Below are 18,078 nucleotides of genomic sequence, written 5' to 3' on the forward strand. Positions count from 1 at the left end.
GGTGATCAGGGTACTCGGCAGGGCGGGAAGCCCGGTCGCATGCGGGACCGCAGGCCGGGCATCTTGGAGGTATGCGCCCGTCATCCCCGCGAGCGGGCTCCCGGCTTCTCGCCTCGCTCGCCTGCCTGGCCCTGCTCACCGCCTGCGGCCAGGCCGTCCAGACCGCCCTGCCGCAGCAGCAGCCCGCCGCCACCCGGACGGACCGGCCGGGGCCCGACACGCCGACGAGCACGGCCGAGGTGGACGTCCAGCGCGACGGGATCGAGCCCGCCGTCGTCACGGGCGTCCGGTTCGCCGGTCACGACACGTACGACCGCCTGGTCATCGACCTCAAGGGCAAGGTCCCGGGCTACAGCGTCGAGTGGGTGGACGAATTCGTCGAGGACGGCTCGGGCAAGCCCATGGACGTGAACGGCGGCGCGTACCTCCAGGTCACGCTCGTCCCCGCGAACGCCCACGACACGAAGGGCAAGCCCACCTGGAAGGGCGGCCCCGTCTTCTCCACCGGCCTGCTCAACCTCACCGACGTCGTCAGGACCGGCGACTTCGAGGGACACGTCGGCATCGGCCTGGTGCTGGCCAGGAAGGCCGCGTTCCAGGTCAAGGAGCAGGGCGCTCCCAGCCGCCTGATCATCGACGTGGCACACTGACGTCGTGGTGAGAAAGATCGAGGGCCCGGCCCGCATACCCGTCCCCGGCGGCAAGCTCATCGACGAGCACATCGGCCGCGTCAGCAGCGGCGACGACGGGATCTCCATAGCGCACATGACCGCCCCGCCCGGCTGGGAGGAGCCGCCTCAGCGGCCGCAGTTCATCGAATACACGGTGGTGCTGCGCGGCCTGGTGATGGTGGAGCACGCCGAGGGCACGACCGAGGTCGCGGCCGGGCAGTCGGTGGTGACGTCGCCGGGGGAGAGGGTCCGTTACAGCGCAGGTCCCGAGGGTGCCGAGTACATCGCGGTGTGCCTGCCGGCCTTCTCCGCCGAGAGCGCAGGGCGCGACTGAGCCGTACGCGAGGGACGCCCTATCATGGCCAGATGAGTCCCACGCTTGACGAGATCCGGCGGGCTCCCAAGGTGCTGCTGCACGATCACCTCGACGGCGGGCTCCGCGCCGAGACGATCGTCGAGCTGGCCAGGGAGACCGGCTACGATCGGCTGCCCACCGACGACCCCGACCGCCTGCGCCACTGGTTCGAGGAGGCGGCCGACTCCGGCTCGCTCGAGCGCTACCTGGAGACGTTCGCCCACACCGTGGGGGTCATGCAGACGCGCGAGTCGCTCGTCCGCGTGGCCGCCGAGTGCGCTCAGGACCTCGCGGCCGACGGCGTGGTCTACGCCGAGGTGCGGTACGCGCCCGAGCAGCACACCACGCGCGGGCTGAGCCTCGACCAGGTGGTCGAGGCGGTGCTCGAAGGGTTCAAGCAGGGCTCGGAGGGACGCGGGATCCGGGTCGGTACGCTCCTGACGGCCATGCGGCACCAGGCGCGGTCCATGGAGATCGCCGAGCTGGCCGTGCGCTACCGCGACGTGGGCGTGGTGGGGTTCGACATCGCGGGGGCCGAGGCGGGCTACCCGCCCACGCGGCATCTCGACGCGTTCGAATACCTCCAGCGGGAGAACGCCCACTTCACCATCCACGCGGGCGAGGCGTTCGGGCTGCCGTCGATCTGGCAGGCGATCCAGTGGTGCGGCGCCGACCGGCTCGGCCACGGCGTACGGATCATCGACGACATCTCCGTGTCCGAGGACGGCTCCGCCAAGCTGGGACGGCTGGCCGCGTACGTGCGTGACAAGCGCATCCCGCTGGAGATGTGTCCCACCTCCAACCTGCAGACCGGGGCCGCCCCGTCGATCGCCCAGCACCCCATCGGGCTGCTGCGGCGGCTGCACTTCAGGGTCACGGTCAACACCGACAACCGGCTGATGAGCTCGACGAGCGTGTCGCAGGAGTTCGCCAAGCTGGTGGAGGCGTTCGGCTACGGCTGGGACGACCTGCAGTGGTTCACGGTCAACGCGATGAAGTCGGCGTTCCTGCCGTTCGACGAGCGGCTGGCGCTGATCAACGGGGTTATCAAGCCGGGGTTCGCGCAGCTCAAGTGGCAGCCGTGAAACAGACCTACCGGTCCAAGACCGCGTTCGTGCTCGCCTGGGTGTGGCTGGCCTTCGTCGCGTTCAACGTCTGGGACCTGATCGCCCACTACACCGGCAAGTCGTCGCTGGTGGCGCTGGCCGTGCTCGGCGCGCTGACCGCGCTGGTCTACGTGATCGCGATGCGCCCCGCCACCGTGTTCACGGAGGCGGGGCTGATCGGGCGCAACCCGCTGCGCACGACGTTCCTGCCGTGGGCGTCGATCGAGGACGTGACCGTCTCCCACTCCATCAACGTCGAGTACGGCGACGAGCAGGTGCTGCGGTTGTGGACGCCGATGAGCAGCGCGCGGGAGCGGGCCAGGGCGCAGCGGCGCGGGGCGCCCAGGCAGCAGCGCGGACGCTTCAGCACCGAGCCCACGCTGTCGAAAGCCGAGCAGGCGGCCGTGGAGGCGTTCGCGGGCAAGACGCACGCCGACTGGGTGGGCGACCAGATCCGCGACCGCGCCGAGTCGGCCAGGCGCCGCGAGGAAGAGGCGGCGCCGGCCCGGGTCACGTGGTCCTACGACTCCATCGCGGTGCTGGCGGCGGCCGTGGTCCTGCTGGTGGTGGCGATCGTCATCGCCTAGCCCGGTTGACGAAGCGGGACATGCCCTCCTGGGCGATGCCCGACTCCTCGACCTGCTCGGCGGCCTCCGTCTCCCTCGCGAAGGCGCGCTCGACCTCGTCCCGGGACGGCCTGAGAAGTGCCAGGTGGACCGCCGTGGCCGTGCCCGGCCGGGTCCAGTGGCGTACGCGTTCGATCGCCGCGTCCAGCAGCCGTTCCTGGGGGACGATCTCGTCCAGCAGGCCCGTGGCCAGGGCCTGCTCGGCGGTCATCCGGGTCGAGTCGAGCACCAGCTTCAGTGCCCTGGCGCCCACCAGGCGGGGGAGCAGGTAGCTGGCGGCGTTCGAGACGGACAGGCCGATGTGGTTCTCCGGCAGGAAGTACTCGGTCGCCGGGGTGCCGATGCGGGTGTCGAAGCACAGCGTCCACTCGGCGGCCCCGCCCACGGCCAGGCCGTTGACCGCCGCCACGACCGGGACCCGCGTCTCCAGCACCGCCCTGGTCATGTCATGGAAGAGCTCCACCTCCTCGACCAGCGACTTTCCGGCGGCCTCGTGGATGTCCTCCCCGGCCGAGAACGCCCGGCCGGTGCCGGTGACCACGACGCCCCTGACGTCCTCGCCGCACGCGCGGATCGCGGTCGCGAGGTCGCGGCGCATGCCCGCGGTGAGGGCGTTGAGCTTCTCGGGGCGCGCGAGCGTGATGAGGGCCACCCCGTCGCGTTCGGTCACTTCGATCATGCTCTCTCCTTGGGGATCGCGATGGCGGGGGCGGCACGCTGGTCTTTCTTGGGATCGAGGAGATGGCGCTTCTCGATGCGGGACGACGGGGTGAGCGTGAACTCCGCCACGAACTCCACGTACTCCGGGATCTTGAAGCGGGCCAGCCGCTCCCTGGCGTGGCCGATGATGCTCCCGGCCGTCCCGGCGTCGGGGACGTGTCCCGGGCGGAGCTGGATGAACGCCTTGGGCAGCTCGCCGAACAGGTCGTCCGGAACGGGCACCAGCGCGGCCTGGAGGACCGCGGGGTGCTCGGTGAGCACGCCCTCCACCTCGGCGCACGAGATGTTCTCGCCGCCCCTGCGCACCATGTCCTTCAATCGCCCGGAATGGTGGATGTAGCCGTGCTCGTCGCGGAAGCCGAGGTCGCCCGTGTGGTACCAGCCGCCCCTGAACGCGTGGGCGGTGGCCTCCGGGTGGTTCCAGTAGCCGTTCATCATGGGCGTGCCCCTGACCAGGATCTCGCCGGTCTCCTCGTCCAGCGTGACCTCCTTGCCCGGGTACGCGAGCCCCATGGCGCCGGTGCCGACCGTCTCCACGGCGTCGATGGGCACCCCCAGGTCGGGGCCGCTCTCCGTAGATCCGTACAACTCGCGCCATGGCGCGCCCCAGCGCTCCTCGAACGCCCGGTGCAGGTCCGGCCGGATGCCCGAGCAGAGCACGAGGCGCATCCGGTTCTCGCGGTCGTGGGGGTGGGGCGGCTGCTTGTGCAGGAGGAGGGGCATCGAGCCGAGTACGTACGTGAGCGTCGCCCCGTGCTCCCGGACCGAGGCCCAGAAGCCGGAGGCGGAGAAGCGGGGGAGCACGACGAGGGGGATGCCGCCGGCGAGGCAGAAGAGGGTGGCCCACTGGGGGTCTATGTACGAGTACGGCTGGGCGATCAGCATGACGTCGTCGTCGCGCAGGCGGGCCTGGTCGGCGATGAGCCGGGCGGTCCTGAGCCAGTAGGCGTGGGTGAGCATGCAGGCCTTGGGGAAGCCGGTGGTCCCCGACGTGTACTGAAAATTCGCGATTTCGTGGGTCAAAGCCGGACGCTTGTCACGGGACTCGGCGTCGAGGACGTAGACCGTACCCGGGATGTGCGGGGCGTGCTCGTCGGTGGTCAGGGTGGCCACGGCGCCCGAGTCGCGCAGGACGTGCTCCAGGTCGGCGGCCCGGTAGCGGACGTTCACCGGCACGGTGACCGCGCCCGCCTTGAGCACGGCCAGCCAGCTCAGCGGCCAGCCGGGGACGTTGTCCATCATGATCGCCACCCGGTCGCCCGGCCGGACGCCCTTGTCGATCAGCGCGGCGGCCAGGCCGTCGGACCGGGCGTCGGCCTCGGCGAAGGTGAGCGAGGTGTCGGGGAAGCGGAGGAACTCGCGCGTGCCGTACGTGCTAGCGGCGTGCCTCATCAGGTCGGGGATCGTTGCGTGCATCCGGCGGCTCCCACGGGAAGTCGGGCAGCAGGGAGAGGTCGAGGGTGGCCCCGGCCGGGGCGGGCGCGCGGACGGCGGCCAGGCCGATCGTGACGAACTCGGCGCACACCTGCTCCAGCGTGGAGTCCCCGTCGGGGCGGTACCACTCGCTGGTGCCGGTGCACATGGACATCAGGGCGAGGCGGGTCAGCCTCTGGTCGGCGACGCGGAACACACCCTGGGCGACGCCGTCCGCGAGGGCGTCCTTCCAGTGGGCCTCGTACGCGTCGCGCAGGGCGATGATCTCGTCGTGGGCGGCGGAGCCGGGGGTGAGGGAGCGGAGTTCGCCGTCCATGACGCGGCTGGTCATGGGGCTGAGCGCGTGGACGGAGGTGAGGGAGCCGATCAGCAGGGCCAGGCGGTCGGTGGGGTGGTGGACGTTTTCCAGCATGCGTTCCGTGGCGTCGATCAGCCCTTGCTGGCCGACGCGCATGAGGTCGGCGAGCAGGGACTCCTTGCTCGCCACGTGGTGATATATCCCGGCATTGGTCATGCTGACCGCTTTGGCCAGGTCGCGGATGCTCGTGGCCGCGTAGCCCTGCCGGGCGAACAGCAGCACCGCCGCCGTCCTGATCCGCCGGTTCGCATCCTCGCTGGCAGTCCTACCGAACGTTCGGTCGACCATGATGGGAAAAATACCCCATGCCTTATGAAATCGCCATAGGTTGACCTTGACACCGTGTCAGGCCGTAGACCTGGAGCCGTCATGTTCAGCATCGGAGATTTCGCCAGGCTCGGACTGGTCTCGGTACGCATGCTGCGTCACTACGACGCCATCGGCCTGCTGCGCCCCGCGCACGTGGACCCCGTCAGCGGCTACCGGTCCTACCAGGCCGCGCAGCTGTCCCGGCTCAACCGCATCGTCGCGATCAAGGACCTCGGCTTCACGCTGGAGCAGGTCAGCGCCATCCTCGACGAGAAGGTGAGCACGGAGGAACTGCACGGCATGGTACGGCTGCGCCGCGCCCAGCTCGAAGCCCAGATCAGCGCCGACCTGGCCAGGCTCCGAGGCGTCGAGGCGCGACTGCGCACCATCGAGACGGAAGGGCACATGAGGACAGCCGAAGTCGTGCTCAAGAGGGTGGACCCGGTCCGGGTCGCCGAGCTCAGCGCCAGGGCGGCCAGCTACGAGGGGGAGGACATCGGCCCGGTCATCAAGCCGCTGTTCCGGGAGATCTGCCGCCGGGTGGAGGCCGCCGGGGTGAGCGTCGTGGCTCCCGGCCTGGCCTATTACGTGCCGGACGACGACGGCTCCGTCATGGTGCACACGTGCCTGCCGGTTTCCGTACCGCCCGGCCCCTACGACTTCGAGATCGTCGACCTGCCTCCCATCGAGACCGCGGCCGCGATCATCCACGAGGGGCCGATGGAGGCGGTGGGGCCGACGTTCCAGGCGCTGGCCCACTGGATCGAGGAGAACGGCTATCGCTCCCTGGGCCTGGCCAGGGAGATCTCCCTGCACTGCCCGGAAGACCAGGACGAGTGGGTCACCGAGCTCCAGATCGAAGTGACGTCGGCGTAGCCGATGAGTTTCGACCGCGCGCCTGGTCTGAAGGATAAGGAGGAACACGACATGTCACAGATCGTCGAATTTCCCGAGCGCCCCTACATCGGGATCCGCAAGACCATCACCATGACCAGCTTCGACCAGGTCGGGGACCGCATCGGTGGGCTCATCGGCTGGCTCGCCGAGCGCGGGGTGTCCCCGGCCGACGCCCCGTTCTTCAGGTACGACAGCATCAACATGCCGGAGGATCGGCTGGTGGTGCAGGCGGGAGTGCCCGTTCCGGCGCCGGTGGCGGGTGAGGGCGAGATCTTCGCCGACGTCCTGCCCGCGGGCCGCTACGTCACCACCTCCCACCACGGCCACCCGGACCAGCTGATGGGCGTCACCGCCGGGATGCTGAAGTGGGCCGAGGAGCAGGCCCTGACCTGGGACATGACCGAGAAGGACGGGACGGAGCACTGGGGCTGCCGCCTGGAGTTCTACAAGACCAACCCCATGGTCGAGCCCGACCTGAACAACTGGGACACCGACCTCCAGTTCCGCCTGGCCTGACCTTCAAGGGGGCACGGGGTCCGGAGAGGACCCTGTGCTGCGGTCAGTCGTCGATGGCCTGGTAGAGCGTGGTCCAGAAGTCGTTCATCAGCCGCGCCGGGTCCGGGACGGTGTATCCGACCTGGGTGAGCAGGATTCCGGTGAGCTGCTTGGCCGGGTCGGCGTAGGTCGAGGTGCCGCTTCCGCCGTCCCAGCCGAACTGGCCGACGGAGGCGTAGTCGCCCCGGTACGTGCGCACCGCCATCCCCAGGCCCCAGCCGCCCTGCTGCCCCTGGCCGAAGGACACGTGGACGCTGTTGACCGCCAGCGCGTGCCGGGCGGCCTGCTGCTCGGCAGTGAGCCGGTTGGTGGTCATCAACTCCACCGCGGGCCGTGACAGGATCCGCTCGCCGCCGTGCATGCCGCCGTTGAGCAGCATCCGGAAGTAGGCGTGGTAGTCGTCGGCGGTGGAGACCAGCCCACCGCCGCCGCCCTGGAAGGCCGGAGCCTGGTTCCACCGTCCGCCCTTGGCCTCGTCCCACACGAGGAACTCGCCGGTCTGCGGGTCGGGGGCGTACAGGTCCGGCAGCCGGTCGATCTTGTCGTCGGGCACGTGGAAGCCGGTGTCGGTCATGCCCAGCGGCTCGAAGATGCGCTCGCGCAGGAACTCCTCGAACGACCGGCCCGTGACCCGGGAGACCAGCACGCCGACCAGATCGCTGCTGATCTGGTACTGCCAGCACTCGCCGGGCTGATGCATCAGCGGCAGCTCGCCCAGGCGGCGCATCCACTCATCCTGCTCGGGCACCGGCACCGGCAGATTGGGCGTGAGACCCCGCTCGAAGATCGCGTTCAGGATCGGCGTGCCCAGCGCCGTCAGGTCCATGCCGAGCCCGAACGTGGAGGTCAGCACGTCCCGCACGGTGATCGGCCGGCGCGCCGGCACGGTGTCGTCCAGCGGCCCGTCGATCCGCTTGAGCACCTGGCGGTCGGCCAGCTCCGGCAGCCACGCGTCCACCACGTCGTCCAGCCGCAACCGGCACTCGTCCAGGAGCACCATCGCCGCCGCGATCGAGACCGGCTTGGACGTGGAGGCCATCCGGAAGATCGTGTCCCGGCGCATCGGCGCGCCACCGTCATGACGCATCGTCCCGATCGCCTCGACGTGCGTCTCGTCACCCCGGCCGACCAGGGCGACCAGCCCGGGGATCTTCCCGGACTCGACATGCCGCGTCAGCACCTCACGCAGCCTGCGCAGCCCCGCTTCGGAGAAGCCGCCGTTGCTGTGTTCCATCATGAATCTCCTTGCGCACATTGTTCGGGGATCTCCGAACGACTGCGACACTACATTGCGTTCATTGATCGGTCAACATGCAAAGACAAGCCGTTTGGCTAGCTAGAGCGGTAAATCTGGATCTGCTTTGCAATGACAATGGAGCTGAACGCAAAGCGTGATCAAGATGTGGATTGCAATGAGAATCCGCGCGAATGCATACTGTGCCGCGGGGCCGCACGGCGAGCGACAGGAGACGAGCACCGATGCCCGGAGGCAGACTCACCAACGAGGACCGTCAGCACATCGCCGCGGGGCTGGCCGAGGGGCTCGGATACGCGGAGATCGGCCGGCGTCTGGAGCGGCCCGCCTCGACCATCATGCGGGAGGTCACCCGCAACGGCGGACCCGACGATTACGGGGCGGAGCGGGCGCACGAGGCCACCCGGCATCGCGCGCGCCGTAACAAGCAGGCTCAGCCTCCGGCGTCGCCGATCCCCGACGGCGGCCACGGGCGTGACCCCCAAGAGGTGCGGGACTTCACGGAGTCCTTCACCGCCCTCCTCGTCCAGCAGGGGCTGCCCCAGATGATGGCGAGGGTGCTGGCCTGCCTGTACATCACCGACTCCGGCACCCTCACCGCCGCCGACCTGGTCCAGCGGCTACGCGTCAGCCCGGCGTCGGTCTCGCACGCCGTCGCCTTCCTCGAACAGCAGGGAATGCTCACGCGGGAACGGGTCCCCGGCAGGCGGCGCGAACGCTATGTCATCGACGACGAGATCTGGCTCCGGTCCATGCTCGCCGGCCTGCAGATGAACGAGGCCCTGGCGGCCGCGTCGCGGCGCGGAGCCGAGGTTCTCGGGGCCGCGACCCCGGCGGGCGTCCGCTTCGAGTCCTCCGCCGAGCTCCTGCACCTCGTGAGCGAGGCCTTCCGGCAGGTCATGGAGCAGTGGCGGCAGGGCCAGGCCGCCCGGCACCCGGGCACCCTGACCCCACGGGACGAAACTCCTCCAGGTCCGCGGTAGCTTCAGAGGCCCAGGCCGGCCGTCAGGTCGGCCTTCAGGGCGGCGAGATCGCGGGCCGCCTGCTCGCGGGCCTGCGCGACCTCCCCCGTCACCGGCACCACGACCTCCAGATAGCACTTCAGCTTGGGCTCCGTGCCCGAAGGGCGGACGACCACGCGGCAGTCCCCCGACAGCAGGTATCGCAGCCCGTCCGTGGGCGGCAGGCCGCCGTCGCCCTTCGCCAGGTCGTCCGTACGCGTCACCGCCCGGCCACCCAGCGCGGTGGGAGGGTGGGCGCGCAGGCGGGTCATGGCGTCGGCGATCAGCGACAGGTCGGACACCCGGAAGGAGAGCTGGGACGTCGCGTGCAGCCCGTAGCGGCGGGCCTGGTCGTCCAGGAGGTCCAGCAGCGTACGGCCGGAGCGCTTGGCCGCCGCGGCGACGGCCGCGACCGTGAGGGCCGCGCCGATCCCGTCCTTGTCCCGGACCGGCAGGCCCGCGTCGGAGCCGACGCTGTAGCCGATGGCCTCCTCGTAGCCGAAGACCAGCCCCGGACCCGCCTTGATGATCCACTTGAAGCCCGTCAGCGTCTCGCCGTAGCGGACCCCGTGCGCCCGGGCGATCTTGCCCAGCAGGGTCGAGGAGACGATGGTGGTGGCCACCATGCGGTCGCCGGCGGTCTGCGTGATCACGTGCTCGGCCAGCAGGCCGCCGACCTCGTCGCCGGTCAGCATGCGGCACGTCCCGTCCGGCAGCGGGACCCCCACCGCGCACCTGTCGGCGTCGGGGTCGTTGGCCAGGACCAGGTCCGCGTCCAGCTTGGCGGCCAGCGCGATGGCCAGGTCCATCGCGCCGGGCTCCTCCGGATTGGGGAAGGAGACCGTCGGGAAGTCGGGGTCGGGGTCGCGCTGCTCCTCGACGGCCACCGGGCTCTCGAAGCCGGCGGCCAGGAACGCGCCGGTGAGCGTGGCGGCGCCCACACCGTGCAGGGGCGTGTACGCCACGCGCAGGTCGCGGGCCTCACCCAGGGGCAGGGCGGTCACGGCGGCGAGATAGTCGTCGACGATGCCCTCGCCGAGCTCCGTCAGCGTGCCGGGACCGTTCAGCGGGAGCCGGTCCACCCGGCCGACGGCGTCGATGGCCGCCGAGATCTCGCCGTCGACCGGGGGCACGATCTGGGAGCCGTCGCCCCAGTAGACCTTGTAGCCGTTGTCGCGCGGCGGGTTGTGGCTGGCGGTGACCGTGACCCCGGCGTCCGCGTCGAGGTGGCGTACGGCGAAGGCCAGCACGGGCGTGGGCAGCGGACCCGGCAGGAGGGAGGCGTGCAGCCCGGCGCCCGTCAGGACGGCGGCCGTGTCACGGGCGAACACGTCGGACTTGTGGCGGGCGTCGTAGCCGACGACCACGTGCTTGCCCGGCCCGAGGACCCGGGCCAGGCCCGCGGCGGCGCGCATGACGGTGACGCGGTTCATCCGGTTGGGACCCGCGCCCAGCTCTCCCCGCAGGCCCGCCGTGCCGAACTCCAGCTTGGCCCCGAACCGGTCGCGCAGGGCCTCCAGGTCGCCGCCGTCCAGGAGCAGGGAGAGCTCGTCACGGGTCTCCGGATCCGGGTCCTGGGCCAGCCACTCCCGCGCTGCAAGCACCAGATCCTCGCTCACAGCCGGTCCACCACCTTGGCCAGCAGGACGCCCATGCGGGCCGCCGTGGACCGGCCGACCTCCAGGACCTCCTCGTGGTTGAGCGGCTCGCCCGCCAGCCCCGCGCCGGGGTTGGTGACCAGGGAGACGCCGAGCACCTCCAGCTTCGCCTCCCGGGCGGCGATGGCCTCCAGGACGGTGGACATGCCCACCATGTCGCCGCCCAGCGTGCGCAGCATGCGGATCTCGGCCGGCGTCTCGTACGTGGGCCCGCGGAAGGCCACGTACACACCCTCGGAGAGGCTCGGGTCGACCTCGCGCACCAGCTCGCGCAGGCGGCGCGAGTAGACCTCGGTGAGGTCGATGAACGTGGTGCCGGTGATCGGGTTGGCCCCCGTCAGGTTGATGTGGTCGCTGATCAGGACCGGGTCGCCGACGTTCTGCGTCTCGGGACGCAGGCCGCCGGCGGCGTTGGTGAGCACGAGCGTGCGTACGCCGGCCGCGGCCGCCGTACGCACTCCGTGGACGACCGCGTCCACCCCGAGCCCTTCGTAGAGGTGCGTGCGCCCGAGGAACACCAGCGCGTGCCGCCCCGCCGAGGTGCGCACGACGCGGATCTTGCCGCCGTGCCCCGCCACGGCGGGTGCGCGGAAACCGGGCAAATCGGTGAACGGGACCTCGCTCACCGTCTCGCCGATGGCATCGGCGGCGGGCACCCACCCCGACCCCATGACGAGAGCCACGTCGAAGGTGTCGAGGCCGGTCGCGCTCTTGAGAGCCGCGGCGGCCTCATCTGCCAGGGTGTATGCGTCGTTGGTCACAACTCAGTAGTTTAGGAGCAGCCTGTCCAGCACCCGCACCCCGAACTGCAGGGCGTCCACCGGCACCCGCTCGTCCACGCCGTGGAACATCGAGGCGAAGTCCATGTCGGCGGGCAGCCGCAGCGGCACGAAGCCGAACCCGCGCACCCCCAGGTCCGCGAAGAACGTCTTGTTGTCGGTGCCGCCCGACATGCAGTACGGGATCGCCCGCGCCGCCGGGTCCTCGGCCTTGAGCGCCGCGATCATCGACTCGACCAGCGCCCCGTCGAACGTGGTCTCCAGCGCGATGTCGTGGTGCACGAACTCGCGCCGGATCTTCGGCCCGAGCAGCGAGTCGACGGTCTTGAAGAAGTCCTCCTCGAACCCGGGCAGGAACCGCCCGTCGACCACCGCCGTGGCCTGGCCGGGGATGACGTTCGACTTGTAACCGGCGTCGAGCTGGGTCGGATTGGTGGTGTTGCGCAGCGTCGCGCCGACGAAGCGGACGAGCGGCCCGATCTTGTCCAGGATCGGCTGCGGGTTGTCCTCGGCGAACGGGATCCCGAACGCGTCCGCGACCTCGGTGAGGAACTGCCGCACGGTCGGCGTGTACGTGAGCGGCCAGTCGTGGTCGCCGATCCTGGCCACGGCCTTGGCGATCTCGGTCACGGCGTTGTCGGAGTTGAGCATCGAGCCGTGCCCGGCCGTGCCGTCGGCGATGAGCTTCATCCAGGCCAGGCCCTTCTGGGCCGTCTCGATCAGGTAGAGCCGCAGGGACGGGTCCACCTCCAGCGAGTAGCCGCCGACCTCGCTGATCGACTCGGTGACGCCCTCGAACAGCTCGGGGTGGTTCGCGGTGAGGTACTTGGCGCCGTACACGCCGCCGGCCTCCTCGTCGGCCACCCACGCGAACACGAGGTCGCGGCGCGGCCGGCGCCCGTCGCGCTTGAGCTGGCGCAGCACGGCCAGCATCATCGCGTCCATGTCCTTCATGTCCACGGCGCCGCGGCCCCAGATGTAGCCGTCGCGCACCTCGCCGCCGAAGGGGTCGACGGACCAGTCGGCCGCGTTGGCGGGCACGACGTCCAGGTGCCCGTGCACGAGCAGCGCGGGCAGGGACGGGTCGGTGCCCTCGACCCGGGTGATCACGTTGCCGCGGCCGGGCTCGCTCTCGATGTACTTCGAGTCGATCCCGACCTCGGCCAGCCTGGCCATCACGACCTCGGCCGCGGCCCGCTCGCCGGGGCCCGTGCCGTCCCCGTAGTTGCTGCTGTCCACGCGGATCAGCTCTGCGCAAAGGTCGGCGACTTCGTTCTCGGCAGGTGTCATGGCGTCTTCTCCCAACGGTGATCCAACGTGAGCAATCCGGACTTGTGGAGGTGGCCGCGCTTGTAGGCGCGGGTGATCAGGGTGAGGTCGCTGTCGGCGATCTCGTCATACTGCCCGACGACGCCGGTCATGAAGCGGTAGAGGTCGGCCTCGTGCGCGGCCACGACCTGCACGATGAGGGAATGGGTGCCCGAGGTGGCGGCGCAGTAACGCACGCTCGGGTGCCCGGCCAGCCGCTGCCCGACCAGGTCCAGCCCGTACGGCCGTACCTTCAGCCACAGCATGGCCTCGACCTCGAGCCCGAGCAGCGCGGGCTCCACCTCGGCCCGCGGCAGCAGCAGCCGCCGTTCGATCAGCGAGGTCACCCGCCTGCGCGCGGTCGGCACGGAGACGTCGAGGCGCTCGGCGACGGTGGTGAAGGCGATCCTGCCGTCGGCGGCGAGCAGCCGGGCGATCTCCTCCTCCAGAGGCGACAGGCCCTCCTCGTCGGGCAGGCACTCGGGGGGCGGCGCGGGTCGCAGTTCGAGCACCTCCTCCTCGCTGAGGTACGGCGCGTGCCACTCGGCCACGGTCCTGAACGTGTGGAGCACGACCTGAGCCTGCGTCTGCCGCACGCCGTAGATTTCGGACATCTGCGTGGACAGTACGTGATGCAGATCCTCGCGGGACGGGGAGACCAGCTCACAACCGATGTCGGCGGCGCCGGTCAGCGCGTAGACCGAGCGCGTGTCGGGCCGGTCGGCCAGCGCCTCGGCCACCTTGCCCGCCGTGCCGGGGCGCACCTGGACGTGCAGGTGGACGGGCCGCCCGTGACCGGTGCGCAGGTCGTCGTAGATGGCCGTGACCCGGACGATCCCCTCGGAGATCAGGCGCTGCAGCCTCCTGGCGACCGTACGTTCGTGCTCGCCGACGACCCTGCCGATCTCGCCCCATGAGGCGCGCGGGCTGACCTGGAGCGCGGCGACGAGGCGCCGGTCGAGAACGTCCACCTGCAACCTGTTCTATGTCGGGTTTGTAAATATCTGGCCAGAGATTTGACTGTTTCGGTCGTCCAACTGCACAGTAAGCCATCTCCGCACTTTGCAGCAAAGGAGCCCCCCGTGGCGACCTCCCCCGTGGCGCATTCGCCAGTCGGCATCCCCAAGAGCCGTGTCCGCCAGCTCACGGCGGCCAGCATCGGCAACGTGGTCGAGTGGTACGACTGGTACGCCTACACCGCCCTCGCGACGGTCTTCTCCGTCCAGGTCTTCCCGAAGGACGCCGGGGGCCTGGTGCCCTTGCTGAGCACGTACGGTGTCTTCGCCGTCGGCTTCTTCATGCGCCCGCTGGGCGGCCTGCTGGTCGGCTCGTTCGCCGACAGGTTCGGGCGCAAGGCCGCGATGACGTTCACGATCGTGCTGATGGGCGCCGGTTCGCTGCTGGTGGGCGTGACTCCGACGTACGAGGCCGTGGGCCTGCTGGCGCCGGTCCTCCTCACCCTGGCCCGCCTCATCCAGGGGCTGTCGGTGGGCGGCGAGTTCGCCGCCGCGACCACGTTCCTGGTGGAGTCGGCTCCGACCGGCCGCCGTGGCCTGTTCTCGAGCTTCCAGTACGTCAGCACCACCATCGGCCAACTGCTGGCCCTCGGGCTGTCCGCACTGCTGGCCGCCAACCTGGACAAGGCCGACCTGTCCTCCTATGGCTGGCGCATCCCGTTCATCGTGGGCGCCGTGCTCAGCCTCGTCGGCCTGTGGATCCGCAAGGGCGCGGACGAGACCTCGGCCGTCGCGGAGGAGATCCAGCGCGGTGAGGTCAAGCGGCCGAAGCTGTTCGAGTTCCTGGTGGGCTACCCGAAGGAGGCCGCCACGATCGTCGGCATCACCGTCGCGGGCACCGTGGCGTACTACACCTGGACGACTTTCCTGCCGACCTACGCGCAGATCACGGTCGGCTTCGACGTGGCGGAGTCGCTCGAGATCGGCACGATCTCGCTGCTGTTCTTCATGGTGCTGCAGCCGCTGCTCGGCATGCTGTCGGACCGCATCGGGCGCAAGCCCATGCTGATCACCTTCGGCGCCGCCTTCGTGATCCTGCCGGTGCCGCTGCTCAGCATGCTGGGCAACTCGTTCGGGAGCCTGTTGACCGTGCAGCTGATCGGCATGGTGTTCCTCGGCTGCTTCACCTCGATCTCGGCCGCGGTGAACTCCGAGCTCTTCCCGACGAGGGTGCGCGCGGCCGGCGCGGGCTTCCCGTACTCGCTGACCGTGGCGCTCTTCGGCGGCACCGCCCCGCTCATCGGCACCGCGCTCAAGGACGCCGGCAACGTCGGGGTGTTCCCCTATTACATGTCGGCGCTGGCGCTGATCTCGACGCTGGTCTACATCTTCGTGCTGAAGGAGACCAAGGACCAGCCGCTGCGTTAACCGCCGTACGAGGTGCAGGGGCGCTCCCGCAACTCCTTGACGTAGTCGTCGGGGGCGCCCGCCCGCTCCGCCGCCTCGGCCAGGCTGCCGAGGTAGCGGGCCGACGGCAGGCCGCCCTCGTAGCCGTCGAGCACGTAGAACCAGGCCACGACCTCCCCGTCGAGGGTCTGCACCCGCAGCCGCACCTTGTGGTACGCCCCGCGCAGCGCGCCCTCCCACTGGTCGAGTGAGGTCTCCTCCCAGTCGGGCACGTCGTACAGCACCACGAACACGTGCTCGTCGGGATCCTCGACGATCGTGGCGATCGCGCCCTCCCAGGTGGGGTCGCTGCCGCCGAAGGTCAGCCGCCAGCCCGTCAGCCAGCCGACGCCCCAGATGGGGGAGTGCGGCGCGCGCATGGCCATCTGCTCGGGGTCCATGTTCGAGCCGTACGCGGCATAAAGCCTGGGCTCATTCGGCTTTCCTGCAGGACCTGAAAGCCACGCCACGGTCCACCCCTCTCGGCGGGTGCTGCACGTCATCCAGCTACCGCGCCATCCTGCCACGCTGGGCGGCCGAGTCGGTCCATCACTACGGATGTGGGGACGACGTGTCACCCCTCCGTCACCGAGCGGCATGATACCAGCCATCATGATCTTGAACCTTTTATCAGGCGTGTGCGGGTGGCAACGGCCCAGTTGCAGCCTTACCGAGACCATGCGGGACAATGGGTTACGTGACGAGGATCGTGATCATCGGTGGCGGACCCGGCGGCTATGAAGCGGCGCTGGTAGCGGCGCAGCTAGGCGCGCAAGTCACGATGATCGAGCAGGACGGCCCGGGCGGCGCGTGCGTGCTGACCGACTGCGTGCCGTCCAAGACGCTGATCGCGACCTCGGTCCGCAAGCAGGCGCTGCTCGACGCGCCGTCCCTGGGCGTGGCGTTCTCCGGCGGGCCCGACGGTGACGCGGGCGTGGTCGGGGTCGATCTGCCGCTGGTCAACAAGCGCGTGAAGGAGCTGGCCCAGGCCCAGTCCGCCGACATCGCCACCCGGGTCGAGGCCGAGGGCGTCGAGATCATCAGGGCGCGCGGGCGGCTGGTCGACCCGCAGGTGGTCCGGGCGGGCGACCGTACGATCAAGGCCGAGGTCGTGATCGTGGCCACCGGCGCGACGCCGCGCGTGCTGCCCGGCGCCGAGCCCGACGGCGAGCGCATCCTCACCTGGCGCCAGCTCTACGACCTGGAGGAGCTGCCCGAGCACCTGATCGTGGTCGGCTCGGGCGTGACGGGCGCGGAGTTCGCGGGCGCGTACCGCTCGCTCGGCTCGGAGGTCACGCTGGTCTCCAGCCGCGACCGGATGATGCCCAACGAGGACGCCGACGGCGCCGAGGTCCTCGAAGAGGTCTACCGCCGCCGCGGCATGAACGTCATGGGCCGCTCGCGCGCCGCCTCCGTCAAGCGCACGGCCGACGGCGTGGTCGTGACCCTGGAGGACGGCCGCACGGCCGAGGGGACCCACGCGCTGATGACGGTCGGCATGATCCCCAACACCGCCGGCATCGGTCTGGAGGAGGCCGGGGTCCAGCTCGACAAGGGCGGCTTCATCAAGGTCGACAAGGTCTCGCGCACGTCCGCGCCCGGCGTCTACGCGGCTGGCGACTGCACGGGCGTGCTCATGCTGGCCTCGGTGGCGGCCATGCAGGGGCGCATCGCGGTCTGGCACGCGCTCGGGGAGGCCGTCCAGCCGCTGCGGCTGGCCACGGTGGCCTCCAACATCTTCACCGACCCGGAGATCGCGGCCGTCGGGGTCGCCCAGCGGTCCATCGAGGCGGGCGAGATCGAGGCCAACGTCGTCAAGCTGCCCCTGGCCACCAACGCGCGGGCGAAGATGCAGGGGTTCAACGACGGCTTCGTCAAGCTGTTCTGCCGCCCGCACACCGGGATCGTGCTGGGCGGCGTCGTGGTGGCGCCGCGCGCTTCCGAGCTGATCCTGGCGGTGTCGGTGGCGGTGCAGCAGCGGCTGACCGTCGACCAGCTCGCGCACACGTTCGCCGTCTACCCGTCGCTCTCGGGCTCCATCACCGAGGCCGCCCGCCGCCTCATGCAGCCGGGCCACGCCATCTGACTCCTCAGCTCTCCTTGGCGAGGCGATCGGCCTGCGCGCGGCCCACTTCGGCGGCTCGGCGCAGGTAGTCGGCGATGACGGTCAGCTCCGGGTCGCTGTACCGCTCCAGCACCTCGCTGAACGCCTTGCCCGGTAGGGCCCAGGCCGCGCCGATCCTCTCCCGCGCCGAGGGCGCCAAAGCGACCAGGGCCCGCCTGCGATCGGCCGGGTCCGGGCGCCGCACCACCAGGCCCGCCTTCTCCAGCCGATCCACCAGGCGGGTGGCGGAGCCGGGCGTCAGGCCCGTCAGCCGTGCGATCTCGCCGGTGCTGACCGGCCCCGACTCCAGATCCAGCAGCGCCACGCACTGCAGGTCGGTGGAGTGAATCTGCAGATGGTCGGCCAATGCCTGGTTGAACAGCACGTACGCCGCGTAGTGCCGCTGGCTCTCATCCATGATCTGCTTCAGCGTTTCGGCTCGGTTTGACACCCGACAGTCCCATGCCTCACATTTATTTGCGTCACACAAATTTTGCGTGATGCATTTTTTGTGTCACGCTCACATCCTAAGGCATGTCT

General features: G+C 70.2%; 19 protein-coding genes. 9 read left to right on the top strand and 10 right to left on the bottom strand.

Annotated features, from left to right (window positions below):
- Positions 1-71: 71 nt before the first annotated feature.
- Genes ABZX61_RS01165 through ABZX61_RS01180 form a run of 4 tightly spaced genes read left to right on the top strand, consistent with a single transcriptional unit; the run spans position 72 to position 2,719 of the window.
- Entirely contained in the window at positions 72-650 is a 579-nt protein-coding gene (locus ABZX61_RS01165) for a hypothetical protein (RefSeq protein WP_355190494.1), read from the top strand.
- A gap of 4 nt (positions 651-654) precedes the next feature.
- A complete protein-coding gene (locus ABZX61_RS01170) occupies positions 655-1,005 on the top strand; it encodes a cupin (protein ID WP_350731311.1) in 351 nt (116 codons plus the stop codon).
- A gap of 32 nt (positions 1,006-1,037) precedes the next feature.
- Positions 1,038-2,111: an adenosine deaminase gene (locus tag ABZX61_RS01175; RefSeq protein ID WP_350731313.1), complete on the top strand. Its 1,074-nt coding sequence runs from the start codon at positions 1,038-1,040 to the stop codon at positions 2,109-2,111.
- Positions 2,108-2,719, top strand: a complete 612-nt coding sequence (locus ABZX61_RS01180) for a PH domain-containing protein (RefSeq protein ID WP_355190496.1) — start codon at positions 2,108-2,110, stop codon at positions 2,717-2,719. Before ABZX61_RS01175 ends, ABZX61_RS01180 begins: the two co-directional genes overlap by 4 nt.
- On the opposite strand, the gene ABZX61_RS01185 is transcribed toward ABZX61_RS01180, so the two are convergent.
- Genes ABZX61_RS01185 through ABZX61_RS01195 form a run of 3 tightly spaced genes read right to left on the bottom strand, consistent with a single transcriptional unit; the run spans position 2,709 to position 5,558 of the window.
- Positions 2,709-3,437 (bottom strand): enoyl-CoA hydratase/isomerase family protein, encoded by a 729-nt coding sequence (locus ABZX61_RS01185; protein ID WP_355190498.1) that lies wholly within the window; start codon positions 3,435-3,437, stop codon positions 2,709-2,711. The genes ABZX61_RS01180 and ABZX61_RS01185 overlap by 11 nt on opposite strands.
- Positions 3,434-4,894, bottom strand: coding sequence for an AMP-binding protein (locus ABZX61_RS01190; RefSeq protein ID WP_355190500.1), 1,461 nt, complete (start codon positions 4,892-4,894; stop codon positions 3,434-3,436). Before ABZX61_RS01190 ends, ABZX61_RS01185 begins: the two co-directional genes overlap by 4 nt.
- Positions 4,854-5,558 carry a TetR/AcrR family transcriptional regulator gene (locus tag ABZX61_RS01195; protein ID WP_355190502.1) on the bottom strand — a complete coding sequence of 235 codons (705 nt, stop codon included), beginning with the start codon at positions 5,556-5,558 and terminating at the stop codon, positions 4,854-4,856. The genes ABZX61_RS01190 and ABZX61_RS01195 overlap by 41 nt, the downstream gene beginning before the upstream one ends.
- An 81-nt stretch (positions 5,559-5,639) precedes the next feature.
- On the opposite strand from ABZX61_RS01195, the gene ABZX61_RS01200 reads away from it, so the two are divergent.
- Positions 5,640-6,455, top strand: a complete 816-nt coding sequence (locus ABZX61_RS01200; protein WP_355190503.1) for a MerR family transcriptional regulator — start codon at positions 5,640-5,642, stop codon at positions 6,453-6,455.
- 51 nt (positions 6,456-6,506) lie between these two features.
- Positions 6,507-6,992: a GyrI-like domain-containing protein gene (locus ABZX61_RS01205; protein ID WP_355190505.1), complete on the top strand. Its 486-nt coding sequence runs from the start codon at positions 6,507-6,509 to the stop codon at positions 6,990-6,992.
- Positions 6,993-7,035: 43 nt separating this feature from the next.
- Here ABZX61_RS01205 and ABZX61_RS01210 read toward each other — a convergent pair whose 3' ends face one another.
- On the bottom strand, positions 7,036-8,265 hold the full coding sequence (locus ABZX61_RS01210; RefSeq protein WP_355191444.1) for a serine hydrolase domain-containing protein: 1,230 nt from the start codon (positions 8,263-8,265) through the stop codon (positions 7,036-7,038).
- A gap of 245 nt (positions 8,266-8,510) precedes the next feature.
- Between ABZX61_RS01210 and ABZX61_RS01215 the strand changes: the two genes are divergently transcribed.
- The gene (locus ABZX61_RS01215) at positions 8,511-9,269 is read left to right on the top strand and encodes a helix-turn-helix domain-containing protein (protein WP_355190507.1); all 759 of its coding nucleotides are present in this window, start codon (positions 8,511-8,513) and stop codon (positions 9,267-9,269) included.
- Between the two features lie 2 nt (positions 9,270-9,271).
- Here the strand turns inward: ABZX61_RS01215 and ABZX61_RS01220 are convergent, their stop codons facing one another.
- Genes ABZX61_RS01220 through ABZX61_RS01235 form a run of 4 tightly spaced genes read right to left on the bottom strand, consistent with a single transcriptional unit; the run spans position 9,272 to position 14,003 of the window.
- Complete coding sequence (locus ABZX61_RS01220; RefSeq protein ID WP_355190509.1) at positions 9,272-10,906, bottom strand: phospho-sugar mutase; 1,635 nt, start codon at positions 10,904-10,906, stop codon at positions 9,272-9,274.
- Complete coding sequence (locus ABZX61_RS01225) at positions 10,903-11,706, bottom strand: purine-nucleoside phosphorylase (protein WP_355190511.1); 804 nt, start codon at positions 11,704-11,706, stop codon at positions 10,903-10,905. Before ABZX61_RS01225 ends, ABZX61_RS01220 begins: the two co-directional genes overlap by 4 nt.
- A gap of 3 nt (positions 11,707-11,709) precedes the next feature.
- Positions 11,710-13,014: a M20/M25/M40 family metallo-hydrolase gene (locus ABZX61_RS01230; protein WP_355190513.1), complete on the bottom strand. Its 1,305-nt coding sequence runs from the start codon at positions 13,012-13,014 to the stop codon at positions 11,710-11,712.
- Positions 13,011-14,003 carry an Lrp/AsnC family transcriptional regulator gene (locus tag ABZX61_RS01235; protein WP_350731335.1) on the bottom strand — a complete coding sequence of 331 codons (993 nt, stop codon included), beginning with the start codon at positions 14,001-14,003 and terminating at the stop codon, positions 13,011-13,013. The genes ABZX61_RS01230 and ABZX61_RS01235 overlap by 4 nt, the downstream gene beginning before the upstream one ends.
- A gap of 111 nt (positions 14,004-14,114) precedes the next feature.
- On the opposite strand from ABZX61_RS01235, the gene ABZX61_RS01240 reads away from it, so the two are divergent.
- Positions 14,115-15,416: an MFS transporter gene (locus ABZX61_RS01240; RefSeq protein WP_355190515.1), complete on the top strand. Its 1,302-nt coding sequence runs from the start codon at positions 14,115-14,117 to the stop codon at positions 15,414-15,416.
- Here the strand turns inward: ABZX61_RS01240 and ABZX61_RS01245 are convergent.
- Positions 15,413-15,904, bottom strand: coding sequence for a gamma-glutamylcyclotransferase (locus ABZX61_RS01245; protein ID WP_313044612.1), 492 nt, complete (start codon positions 15,902-15,904; stop codon positions 15,413-15,415). The genes ABZX61_RS01240 and ABZX61_RS01245 overlap by 4 nt on opposite strands.
- 227 nt (positions 15,905-16,131) lie before the next feature.
- Here ABZX61_RS01245 and ABZX61_RS01250 point away from each other — a divergent pair, with 227 nt between their 5' ends.
- Positions 16,132-17,520, top strand: coding sequence for an NAD(P)H-quinone dehydrogenase (locus ABZX61_RS01250; RefSeq protein ID WP_350731339.1), 1,389 nt, complete (start codon positions 16,132-16,134; stop codon positions 17,518-17,520).
- A gap of 4 nt (positions 17,521-17,524) precedes the next feature.
- Here the strand turns inward: ABZX61_RS01250 and ABZX61_RS01255 are convergent, their stop codons facing one another.
- On the bottom strand, positions 17,525-17,956 hold the full coding sequence (locus tag ABZX61_RS01255) for a MarR family transcriptional regulator (protein ID WP_355190518.1): 432 nt from the start codon (positions 17,954-17,956) through the stop codon (positions 17,525-17,527).
- Positions 17,957-18,078 lie beyond the last annotated feature (122 nt).

This window comes from Nonomuraea sp. NPDC003709, from assembly GCF_040610775.1.
Lineage (GTDB): Bacteria > Actinomycetota > Actinomycetes > Streptosporangiales > Streptosporangiaceae > Nonomuraea > Nonomuraea angiospora_A.

Bases quoted from the DNA above. Each gene is read 5' to 3' on its own strand.
- ABZX61_RS01165 (WP_355190494.1), top strand. From the start codon at position 72: ATGCGCCCGTCATCCCCGCGAGCGGGCTCCCGGCTTCTCGCCTCGCTC.
- ABZX61_RS01175 (WP_350731313.1), top strand. From the start codon at position 1,038: ATGAGTCCCACGCTTGACGAGATCCGGCGGGCTCCCAAGGTGCTGCTG.
- ABZX61_RS01185 (WP_355190498.1), bottom strand. From the start codon at position 3,437: ATGATCGAAGTGACCGAACGCGACGGGGTGGCCCTCATCACGCTCGCG.
- ABZX61_RS01190 (WP_355190500.1), bottom strand. From the start codon at position 4,894: ATGCACGCAACGATCCCCGACCTGATGAGGCACGCCGCTAGCACGTAC.
- ABZX61_RS01195 (WP_355190502.1), bottom strand. From the start codon at position 5,558: ATGGTCGACCGAACGTTCGGTAGGACTGCCAGCGAGGATGCGAACCGG.
- ABZX61_RS01200 (WP_355190503.1), top strand. From the start codon at position 5,640: ATGTTCAGCATCGGAGATTTCGCCAGGCTCGGACTGGTCTCGGTACGC.
- ABZX61_RS01205 (WP_355190505.1), top strand. From the start codon at position 6,507: ATGTCACAGATCGTCGAATTTCCCGAGCGCCCCTACATCGGGATCCGC.
- ABZX61_RS01210 (WP_355191444.1), bottom strand. From the start codon at position 8,265: ATGGAACACAGCAACGGCGGCTTCTCCGAAGCGGGGCTGCGCAGGCTG.
- ABZX61_RS01215 (WP_355190507.1), top strand. From the start codon at position 8,511: ATGCCCGGAGGCAGACTCACCAACGAGGACCGTCAGCACATCGCCGCG.
- ABZX61_RS01230 (WP_355190513.1), bottom strand. From the start codon at position 13,014: ATGACACCTGCCGAGAACGAAGTCGCCGACCTTTGCGCAGAGCTGATC.
- ABZX61_RS01255 (WP_355190518.1), bottom strand. From the start codon at position 17,956: ATGGATGAGAGCCAGCGGCACTACGCGGCGTACGTGCTGTTCAACCAG.